Here is a 9,707-nt window from a genome sequence, read left to right on the forward strand (position 1 = left end):
GACAAAGCAATGGCTAATGCGGACAGCTTTCTTTTCAATGTTTCCCCCCATAGTATTTGTTTGTATGACACCCAACCGTTTCATGTGTGTGTAAAAATTGGGAGACGATTCCGTGAGAAAGTTATCGAAACGCAACCGGAAGATGCTGATCGTCTTCGTGGTCCTGATCGCTGCGGCGATAGTGGTTCTAGTTTTTCGTCAAATCACAAATCCGTACTCGAACATGCCGATGCCTGTCGAGTGGGGGAAACCGGTTACTCAAGCCCCTGAGACCCCTTGAGCCAACCAGTTCGGTGCGGTACTGCAGGAGGTATTCCTCGTTCTCTCCGACGGTGCTGCGCAGCAGCTGGCACACGTAATCCGCTTCCCAGGATTCTGGCCGGCCTTGCAGGAGTGCTTCTATCCCGCCAACGTTGGCCGCGACGGAAGCGAGGATCCGGGAAAGAGTGCCAGCGAAATTTGTCGGCACTGAGTGTTCGTTGGCGGTGCCGGCGCCAATGATGCGCTGGCCGCGGGCAGCTGCGGTGAGTGCGGTGATGGCTTCGTCTACCGGGTCGGGTTCAGGGGCATTCTTCTCCAGCAGGGTTGGGGTCATTGCTGTTCCTCTCGGATGCTGACGGGTGTTCCTGGGGTGATGCCTTTCAGTGCGTCTGCCGGTACTTCCAGAAGTGCGTCGACTGCTCCCGGTGATTTCCATCGGGGGCAGAGACTCTGGCGGTTTTCCGTGCAGGGGTCCAGCGTACTGATCTGCAGAACCTGTCCGTCGGCTATCCAAGCTATGTCGATGGGGATTTCCATTCCGGCCATCCACACCTCTCGTTCTTTGCCCGGCTCGAAGGTAATGAGCATTCCTGTGCCGGGTGGAAGGTTTTGCCGGCCACTGAGCCCTGCGCTTTGCTGCTCGGGTGTGACTGCGACTTCAACCTGAAACTCCCGCTCCTCCCCCACGGTGACGGTTGCTGCCTACGGCGCAGCATCGCTGGCACATCCTGCCAGGGTGATGACCGCCAGGACCTGCACAATGAGTCCCCGAGCGATGCGCAGCTCCTTTCCGGAGCTGGGGGTGAAATGGCAGGAGCGGGAACCGCACCACACGGTCCCCGCTCCTCTTTCTGTCCTCCGCAACCAACGAAGGAAATTTCTGTTCACGCCCGTCCTTCTTCTTGACGGGTCCGGCGCCCGGGACGCAGCGCACCGGCTTTCACCGGGACCCACTTCCTGCCGTTGTTGTGCTTTCGCTGCAGCCGGCGCACTTCCCGCAACACCGCGCCCTCAATGAGCTCTGAGACTGACCGGTAGCCTTCCGCTCCGCCGGCTGCCAGGAAAGCGGCTCTGACCTGATCCGCGTCTTGTTCTGTGAAATACGGGGTGAATGACGCAGGTTTTCTTTGGCTCATCGGGTTCCCTGGTCCATGGTCTTCATTCCAGCACCTGGATCCTGAGGTTCTCGGCCGCAGCAGCCCACTCCAGGAAAGGGGCTCCCGTTCGTTCTGTGGGGTCCTCGCTGCGGTACAGGAATTCGTCCCTGATGCGTTCGAGTGCGGTGGAGAGTACGAACACGTCATGCTCTCCACCGAGCTCTAGTTTCTTGCCTGGCATTTTTCTCTCTACTCCACGGGTGTGAGGTAGGGGTTTCCGCTCTGTTGTTCGGGCTGTGAGGGGCGTTTGGCCGGCTGCACGGGGCCGTATTTGAGGGACGCTCCGATTTCTTCGACGTCGAGTTCGATGGTGGTTCGGTTCTCGCCGTCCTTGGTTTCGAACCGCCGGGATTTCAGTGTTCCTTCGGCTATGACCCTGCTTCCCTTGGTGAGGGATTCCGCGATGTATTCGGCTGTTTCGCGCCATACGGTGCAGCGGATGAAGAGTGTTTCTCCGTCCTTCCATTCATTGCTTTGGCGGTCCAGGATCCTCGGTGTTGAAGCGATGGTGAAGTTGGCGACCGGGACGCCGCTGGGGGTGAAGCGCAGTTCGGGATCCGAGGTGAGGTTTCCGGTGATGGTGGTGGTGGGTTCGCCTGCCATGGTGATCAGCTTCCTTCGTGGGTGATAGATGGGAGTGCTGCTTTTTATGGGTTAGGTGCTGGGGGTTTCCAGGGCGATGACCTGGTTGATCTTGTCCGGGTTCAGTCCTGACCAGTGATCTTCGGATCCGTCCCGTTCGTAGACGACGACGGGTGCCTGGACGTACCCGAGTTCTTCGGTGATGTATTCCAGTGCTGCGGGGGTGGCGGTGATATCGACTACCTGGGGATCAAGCCCGGCGTTCTTGAACCTTCCGATGGTGAGCTTGCAGGGTCCACAACCGGGCTTCGTGTAGACGGTGATAGTCATGGCACTCATTCCTCAGGTTTCGTAGTCGTTTTAGTCAGAGTCCGTGCTGTTGGTGATGCTTCTATTTTCCCATTTATTCATCTGAATAATAAGGGGTTTTGGCCCTAAATCTAGGGGTTTTCTACCTGTATATCGCTGGAACGTGCGAGTAGTTTCGGGACCAGTTTCGCTGGGTTGGGTTGTTGGTATCTCCCATTGTTTTTTGCCTGCTGGCGAGCTTGCTCGCTTGTCCCCGACGGAGCAGTGCTCAACGCCGTAGGCGCCAGGGGCTAAGAATCCTGGGAGGAAATAAGCGACGAAGGAGCGCCGGAGAGGATTATTGGCACTGCAGCCGGCTCCAGCCGGTTGACGCTGCGGAGCGGGGGCGCAGAATCCGCAGGACAGCAGCAAAAAAAGACGTCGTAGACAGATCAGCCGGCGGCGACGAAGGAGCCGCCGGCCACAGCCCGAAGCACAGCGAAGGACCGCCCGGCACATATGTGTCCAAGCTCACAGTCAAAAAACTGTCACTTTTGGGTATGCGCCGTCAACGAACCTTCTGTGAAGGCAAAGCGCCTCTCACAGAGAGGTTCAATCATGTCAGCGTTGGAGAAGCCAGAGCACTGTGAGTGCTGCCGGAAAGCAAGCGGGAGCAGCTACAGCCCGTGGCATTTCGTGGCACTGGGCTGGCTGCTGCTGCCCCTGGGCAAGCAGGCGTATGAGAGTTTCTTGGGCTGGGTGTTCAGTCATGTCGATTGGGCGGCCGTGGTTGCCCTTGTGGCCGGTCGTTTCTAGGAACTGACCTCATATTGACCAGGCAGAATCGCTTCCGGACGTTACAGGAGACGGCGGAGCTCGGGACAGACCCAGATCATGTCCACTAGCTGGATCGGACCGCCGGGTCGGACGATTGCAAAGGTCTCGATGCTCTCCAGCTGCCCGTCCCCGATCGGCCTGATGGCTTCAATCATTGCGCCATCGCTGCAATGAATGAGGTCTGTTCTCATGCTCTCCGGGTCCTCATCTTCTTACGTAGTTCGGTCACTGTACTGGCAGGGTGCCGTCCTTTTGGGAGGGTCGCGCCAGCGTGTCATGGCGGCGGCCGGGGGAGCTTGCGGAGGAGGCCGCCGCCGGCGCAAATCGGGACGTTCCATGGTGCCAGGGAATGCATGCCGAAGGCTGGCCCTCGCCGGGGGCCAGCCTTCGTACTCTTCCTAGTCGGCTTGCGGTGTGTTGTAGGCGGTGGCCGGGTTCTTGCTCACTGCCGGCAGTGCACCGGTCCGCAGCATTTCGTTCAGCAGCATCGTGAGGCGGTGACCCGGCTGGGCTTCGAGGGCTTTTTTGAAGTAGGCGACTGCGACTGAGCTGAGGCCTTTGTACCAGGAGAGCCAGCCCAGGAAGCTGAACAGTTCGGCCCGGGCGGCACCGGGCGTGTAGGCCAGCAGGTGAAGGAGCAGGGCTTCGGTGGCATCAACCCGCGCCCAGTCCGGCCGCTCCGAGACTCGGCCGGTGAGAACGTTCCTGATCGTTGCCATGTCTTCGGCGTAGCTGATGGCATCGACGACGAGGCGGTCACGCACCGGCTTGCACTGGAGGTAGCCGACCAGTTCGCATGCCTCGTCCTCGTCGGGCTGGGTGCCGAGTCCTTCCTGCCATGCGGCTCGTGCTTCGCAGTGTGCCGGGTCGGTGAAGTCCAAAGGTGCCACATTTGCCATGCGTGCGGCGGTTTCGCTGATTTTGCGTTCTGCTTCGTCGCTGCCGATGAAGGCGGGGTCGTCGGCGAGCGTGGTCCGCTTGGCGGAGCCGTTGAAGACCATGTGGGCGCTGATGATGCTGTCGTCGATCTCAGAGAGCGGGCGCAGCTGGCAGCAGTCGGCGTCTTCACAGAAGTAGTCTGTCCATCCCTGGTCGGTGATGAGCCAGCCGTCGCGGATGGGGAGGCCTCCGCGCTGGAGTTCGCGTTTCATGGCTTCCACGTAGTCCTTGTGCGGTTTGGTGCTGGCGTTGGGGTCTGCGGGCTTTTCGTTGGTGTAGACCATGAGCAGCACGCCGTCTGCGTTGACGTCTTCGAGCAGGTGGGAGGTCAGCGTCTGGGCGAAGCCGGTGGGGCTGATGTCATCGGTGGGGATATCGATTCTCAGGCTTGCCCCCAGTGCGGGACCCTGCAGGGTCATGAGTCCAAAGGACTCGCGGGGTTCGAAGCCGAGGATGTGCGGGAACAGTGCCAGTACGTCGGCGGCGGTGGTGGCTTTGAGCTTTTCCATGGTTTTTGCTCCTTGTGGTTGCGGGTGGGGTTTGGCTGGTGGTGGTCCAGCAGTTGGCCTCTCCCCCGTTGTTTTTTGCCTGCTGGCGAGCTTGCTCGCTTGTCCCCGACGGAGCAGTGCTCAACGCCGTAGGCGCCAGGGGTCAAGAATCCTGGGAGGAAATAAGCGACGAAGGAGCGCCGGAGAGGATTGTTGGGACCGCAGCCGGCGGAGCCGGTTGACGCTGCGGAGCGGGGGCGCAGAATCCGCAGGACAGCAGCAAAAAACGTCGTAGACAGATCAGCCGGCGGCGACGAAGGAGCCGCCGGCCACAGCCCGAAGCACAGCGAAGGACCGCTCTGTTTATCTGTGTATCCGTGTATCCGTGCGAATATGGACGAGTGAGGGTGCCCCGGCCTGAGCTGGGGCACCCTCTGCCTACTTTTCAGTGATGATGCGCTCGACGTCGCTGAGGGCGTAGCCCCACTCCCCCAGCTTGGTCAGATACCGCCATTCGGCGTCGGTCGGGGTCCTCCAGGATTGGCGGGAGAGGTTCTGTTCGTACCCGGCGAGGAAGGACGCCAGGATGATGCTGTCGGCCTTCCTTCCTGGCTTCTCCGCTACTCGGGCTAGTTCTCCGAAGCCGTTGCTGCCGCCGAGCAGTTCGGCAGTGAATCCGCTGTATTTGTAGATTCCGTCGGAGACGGTGTAGCCGTCCGTACAGATCGCCTGGGCGATGAACTGCAGGGCGTCCTTTGGCATGGACTTGGCGGCCAGCAGGTCTTTCAGGAAACCAAGCCGGACTTTCTCGGCCGCGTCCCATGCTTTGTTGTTTTCGATGACGGTTCGGCGTTCTGCCTTTTCCTCTTCAGTCATGGGGCCGCCTGTTTGTGTGCGGCCGGGGAAAGTGAGACCGGCGGCTTTCCAGTCGGTGTGCAGGAAAACCACGTTCAGCTCACCGTTGTAGGTGTGCCCGATGTATGCGCCGTTGGCGTCTGCGATGGTGAGGGGTTCCCCGGCTGCGGTGCGGAGGTCACCGATTGGGGCCATCGGTCCCTTGTAGTCGTAGTAGAGGACGTTTTCTGTGACGACTGTCAGGCCCTGGGCATCGATTTCGGCGGTCATGGAGGCGACTTCGGCGGCGCGTTTGCGGTCGTCCCTGATGCGCTGGGCAGTGTGGTTGAACCGCTGCGGGTCGTTCGCTGCGGCGCGTTCGAGCTGTTCCACAGCGGCCGCATCGTCGCTGAATTCCTCGATGACGGCTGCCATTTCCAGTGTCATTCCGCCTGCGAGGGCGGCGGTGGCGGTGTCGTTGGCGCGGACTTTCAGGGCGGCTTCGACGAGGGTTTTCTTGGCTCCGGTTTTGCGGGCAATCTGGGTGGCGGAGACTCCCAGCAGCGAGAGCTGGTGGAAGGCTTCAGCGCGGTCTACCTCGGTCAGTGCCTGCCGCTGGTCGTTCTCGACGACCTGCTTGGCCATCCGGTCGGCTTCGGTGAGGCTGTCCACGATGTAGACGGGGATCCGGGTCAGGTTGTTCTCAACGGCGGCGAGAGTGCGGCGCTGGCCGAAGAGGACGTGGATGCCGCCGTTCTCCTTGCGCTGGGCGATGACGGGCTGGAGCACTCCGTGCTCTTTGATCGAGGCCAGGAATTCCTTGTCGAGCTGTACGTCGGCGCGAACGTTCGCGTCGATGGTCAGCTGGGCCGGGTTGACCAGTTCCAGATGTTCCATGGTTTTTGCTCCTTGTGGTTGCGGGTGGGGTTTGGCTGGTGGTGGTCCAGCAGTTGGCCTCTCCCCCGTTGTTTTTTGCCTGCTGGCGAGCTTGCTCGCTTGTTCCCGACGGAGCAGTGCTCAACGCCGTAGGCGCCAGGGTCTAAGAATCCTGGGAGGAAATAAGCGACGAAGGAGCGCCGGAGAGGATTGTTGGGACCGCAGCCGGCGGAGCCGGTTGACGCTGTGGAGCGGGGGCGCAGAATCCGCAGGACAGCAGCAAAAAAGACGTCGTAGACAGATCAGTCGGCGGTGACGAAGGAGCCGCCGGCCACAGCCCCAAGCGCAGCGCAGGACCGCTTATTTCGGTACCTGCCGAGTCAAAGGTTGAGGCCGAGCGACTGTCTGGAATCTATTGCCGGGTTGGAACGAAAATCCGAACGTTATTGGCCGGGCCTGTGACGAGCGGACAGACACGCCACTCGGACATAAACGCGCACTCCCGCGTAACGCGAGATGTGCGCCCATAGGCTTTCAACGGACCGCCGATCACGAAGGACATCATGAAGCGCTTTTTTAGTCTCGCCGCTGTTGCCGCCACCGCCATCCTGCTCCCCTTGGCAGGCTGTGCCCAGGAAACCGCCCAGCCCCAGGGCGAAGCCACCAGCCACGCCGAGCTGCTGACCCCCGTGGAAGCCGCCGACGCCGCTGAAGCGTTCTTTGCCGCCGCCATCTCCGATGAGGTCGCTGCCGCCTTCCCCGATGCATTGGATCAGACGACTTTCGCGGACGCCGTCGCTCTCACCGACGCCACGGCACCGGCACAGCAGGTCTCTGAGGCCATCACCGCCCTGGCCTGGCTCCGGCTCGATGGCCCCGAGGGCGAACTGAAGCTCACCGTGGATCCGGATAAGGTAACCGTCAAGGACAAGACGGCTTTCATTCCGGCCGACGCCGTAGCCATCACCCGGGACGGCAAAGCCGTTGACGACACTGCCGGCATCGCCGGCCGGATCCAGGACCTGGTGTTCGACGACGGCGGCTGGCTCGTCACCTTCCCTGCCGAATCCTCACCGTCCGCGCCGGCTCCGGAAACCGCAGAGAAGTGAGGACCACGCCCGTGAAGACCTGGAAACGCCTCACCGCAACACTTGCCACTACCGTCGTTCTCGGCGCCTCAATGCTGTTCTCCGCAGCACCCGCCAGCGCACGCACGGTTTGCTCGAGCCCAGTAGGAGACCTCCCCATTGACTGCTGGGAGGTGGTAGACAACACCGGTCCCGGCACGGGCACGACTCCCATTGATCTCGGCGGCACAGCTCCGGTCCAGCCTCCTGCTGAAGTTCCGTGGACCCCTCCCGTCGAGGCTCCTCAGCCTCCGGCCCAGGGCCCGGTCTACAACCCGCCGACCCAGTCTTACACGCCTCCGGCCAATAACGGCGGCGGCTACCAGGCTCCGGCGAACAACGGCGGCTACCAGGCTCCGTCCTACACTGCTCCGGCCCAGGGTTACGCTGCGCCGTCCGGCCAGGGTTACGTTCCGGGTAACACCGACTACGCCGCTCCGGCTGGCGGCAATGCTGCTGCCGATCAAGCTGCTGCGGGTGTGAACTCCGAGGAGGATGCTGCCGCCGCCAAGGCTGCCGAGGAGAAAGCCTCAGAGGAAAAGGCTGCTGCCGAAAAAGCCGCGAAGCTCGATGCCCTCAAGGCTGCTACCGCGAAGGCCGTTTCCTACCGGGCACTGCAGAGCGCCGTCGACCAGGCTATCGTCACCCGCTGACAACAAGAATCGGATCCCTCTTCCAGCTAAGCGAGCATGTGCCCCTTTCTGATCCGGGGCAGTTATCGACACTCAGTGTCGGCCAGGGTCGGCCGGGGCTGGCGGGAGACCTTTTCCGTGGTTAAGCGCAGAGTCAATGCCCCCACTGCCCCTCCCCTGGGTAACGTACTCAGAGCCTTCCGCTCTTCGCTGCTTATGCCTTTCATTGTTTCCGTGTATCCGTATTTCTGTTTATGCGGATATGCGGAAACACAGGTGCATCTCGATCCAGACCGGGTCGGTTGTTTATTTCGAATATATGTTCTAATGATCCAAGGGGAGGGAAACGCAAAAGGCGCCCCCTGGCTGGGTAAGAAAGAAGTGCAACATGACTGCTTCCACAGCACTGAGCACGCTGTTCGATACGCCGGTGGAGCTGAGGCTGACGCCGGCGGGGGTGCCATTGGCCGTCCGGCATGAAGGAAGAGTCTGGGCTGTCGCTGCGGATCCAGTTCATTGGTTCAGCAGGGCACGCTGGTGGTTGGATGAGCGCGGCGTCCCGAAGGGCGTGGGTGATGTCGTCAACGTTGAGTACTGGAGGCTCCAAGTTCGGCTATCGGCCACCTCATCCCTGCGCACCTTTACGGTCCGGAGGGATCCACGGTCGGAGCAATGGCTCCTCGAGAGCGTGGCTGACGCCCAGGACTGAGCACAGATACACAGAAACACGCCTTTCATGAAAGGCGTGTTTCTGTGTATCTGTGCTATCCGGTTAGTCAGGGAGTCCGTCAATGAAATCCCGCAGGACCTGATTCATGCCGGTTTCTTCGTTCATCGCGTGAAGTTTGAGCTTGCGATGCTGCGCGGGAGTCAGATCTAGGGTCAGCCGCTTGGTGTATTCCTCGCTGGGCTTCTTGAAGTGGTCGGAGACGGAGCCCTTGCGGGGAGCGGAGGACGGGGCTTTCGGCTGTTGCCGCATTTTCGCGGCCAGGGAAGGCTTATCCGGCATTGTGAACCTCCAGGAGGTCGTCGGCTACGGTCTCGTAACCGTGGAAATTTGTAGGGATAGTGCCGTAGGCAACTTTGATTTCCTCGCGCAGCGGGATTCGCGTTTCAATGACCGCGATCCCAGCTTCTTCGAAGATTTCCGTGGACGCTGCCAGGCTCAGTGTGTTGGAACGAGTGCGGACCATCAGAACGGCAACCGGTTTGTCAGCTCTGGTGGCCGCCTCGACGGATGGCCAGACCCGCTGAATGTCCAGAGGGGATGCGTCGGTGGGAACCAACACCAGGTCGGCAGCCGCGATGGCGGCATCAACAATTGCGGGGTTGCCCGGAGGAGTGTCGATGATGACGTACTCATGACTGGCCGCAGCGCGGCTCATCGTGCGCTGATTGACGACTTTCACATCGAAGGGCAGCTCGGTGCCACTGTCTTCGACGGTCGCAACCCAGTCCGATGCTGATCCCTGGGGATCAGCATCGAGCAGAACCGTTGTTCCTTTTTGTGCGTAGACGGCAGCGAGATACAACGAGCTAGTGGTCTTGGCTACCCCGCCTTTGAGGTTTACAAGCGCGAGAATCATGATCACAGCCTAACACGGAGACACAGAAAAACAGATAGACGTGTTTCAGTTTATGCAGAGACACGGAAACCTTGGTGCAATCATTTCAGTAGTGCCCGGA

General features: G+C 60.8%; 13 protein-coding genes. 3 read left to right on the plus strand and 10 right to left on the minus strand.

The genetic code is table 11. The features are described 5' to 3' along the window. Nucleotides 1-187 precede the first annotated feature (187 nt). The 8 genes from AL3_RS17805 to AL3_RS17825 form a co-directional block, all read right to left on the minus strand. Nucleotides 188-595, minus strand: coding sequence for a hypothetical protein (locus tag AL3_RS17805; protein ID WP_055239135.1), 408 nt, complete (start codon nt 593-595; stop codon nt 188-190). Further along, nucleotides 592-948, minus strand: a complete 357-nt coding sequence (locus tag AL3_RS18260) for a DUF192 domain-containing protein (protein ID WP_082413230.1) — start codon at nt 946-948, stop codon at nt 592-594. Before AL3_RS18260 ends, AL3_RS17805 begins: the two co-directional genes overlap by 4 nt. 197 nt (nt 949-1,145) lie before the next feature. After that, the gene (locus AL3_RS18705) at nt 1,146-1,397 is read right to left on the minus strand and encodes a ParB family protein (RefSeq protein ID WP_082413231.1); all 252 of its coding nucleotides are present in this window, start codon (nt 1,395-1,397) and stop codon (nt 1,146-1,148) included. 22 nt (nt 1,398-1,419) lie between these two features. Continuing rightward, the gene (locus AL3_RS18615; protein WP_152969821.1) at nt 1,420-1,599 is read right to left on the minus strand and encodes a hypothetical protein; all 180 of its coding nucleotides are present in this window, start codon (nt 1,597-1,599) and stop codon (nt 1,420-1,422) included. 8 nt (nt 1,600-1,607) lie between these two features. After that, on the minus strand, nt 1,608-2,021 hold the full coding sequence (locus AL3_RS17810) for a single-stranded DNA-binding protein (protein ID WP_082413232.1): 414 nt from the start codon (nt 2,019-2,021) through the stop codon (nt 1,608-1,610). A gap of 51 nt (nt 2,022-2,072) precedes the next feature. Next, on the minus strand, nt 2,073-2,330 hold the full coding sequence (locus tag AL3_RS17815; RefSeq protein ID WP_055239136.1) for a glutaredoxin family protein: 258 nt from the start codon (nt 2,328-2,330) through the stop codon (nt 2,073-2,075). Between the two features lie 1,193 nt (nt 2,331-3,523). Then, entirely contained in the window at nt 3,524-4,573 is a 1,050-nt protein-coding gene (locus AL3_RS17820) for a DUF4192 domain-containing protein (protein ID WP_066303664.1), read from the minus strand. A gap of 417 nt (nt 4,574-4,990) precedes the next feature. Continuing rightward, on the minus strand, nt 4,991-6,283 hold the full coding sequence (locus AL3_RS17825; RefSeq protein ID WP_066303667.1) for a ParB/RepB/Spo0J family partition protein: 1,293 nt from the start codon (nt 6,281-6,283) through the stop codon (nt 4,991-4,993). 542 nt (nt 6,284-6,825) lie between these two features. On the opposite strand from AL3_RS17825, the gene AL3_RS17830 reads away from it, so the two are divergent. From AL3_RS17830 to AL3_RS17840, 3 genes are all read left to right on the plus strand, one after another. Then, complete coding sequence (locus AL3_RS17830; protein ID WP_066303670.1) at nt 6,826-7,371, plus strand: hypothetical protein; 546 nt, start codon at nt 6,826-6,828, stop codon at nt 7,369-7,371. Between the two features lie 11 nt (nt 7,372-7,382). Beyond that, entirely contained in the window at nt 7,383-8,042 is a 660-nt protein-coding gene (locus AL3_RS17835; protein ID WP_157075289.1) for a RodZ family helix-turn-helix domain-containing protein, read from the plus strand. 367 nt (nt 8,043-8,409) lie between these two features. After that, on the plus strand, nt 8,410-8,730 hold the full coding sequence (locus AL3_RS17840) for a hypothetical protein (protein WP_066303676.1): 321 nt from the start codon (nt 8,410-8,412) through the stop codon (nt 8,728-8,730). Nucleotides 8,731-8,793: 63 nt separating this feature from the next. On the opposite strand, the gene AL3_RS17845 is transcribed toward AL3_RS17840, so the two are convergent. Continuing rightward, entirely contained in the window at nt 8,794-9,030 is a 237-nt protein-coding gene (locus AL3_RS17845) for a hypothetical protein (protein WP_066303683.1), read from the minus strand. Further along, a complete protein-coding gene (locus tag AL3_RS17850) occupies nt 9,020-9,607 on the minus strand; it encodes an AAA family ATPase (protein WP_083521891.1) in 588 nt (195 codons plus the stop codon). The genes AL3_RS17845 and AL3_RS17850 overlap by 11 nt, the downstream gene beginning before the upstream one ends. Between the last annotated feature and the right edge of the window lie 100 nt (nt 9,608-9,707).

Source organism: Arthrobacter luteolus NBRC 107841 (assembly GCF_001552075.1).
In the GTDB taxonomy this organism is placed as follows: Bacteria; Actinomycetota; Actinomycetes; order Actinomycetales; family Micrococcaceae; genus Arthrobacter_B; species Arthrobacter_B luteolus.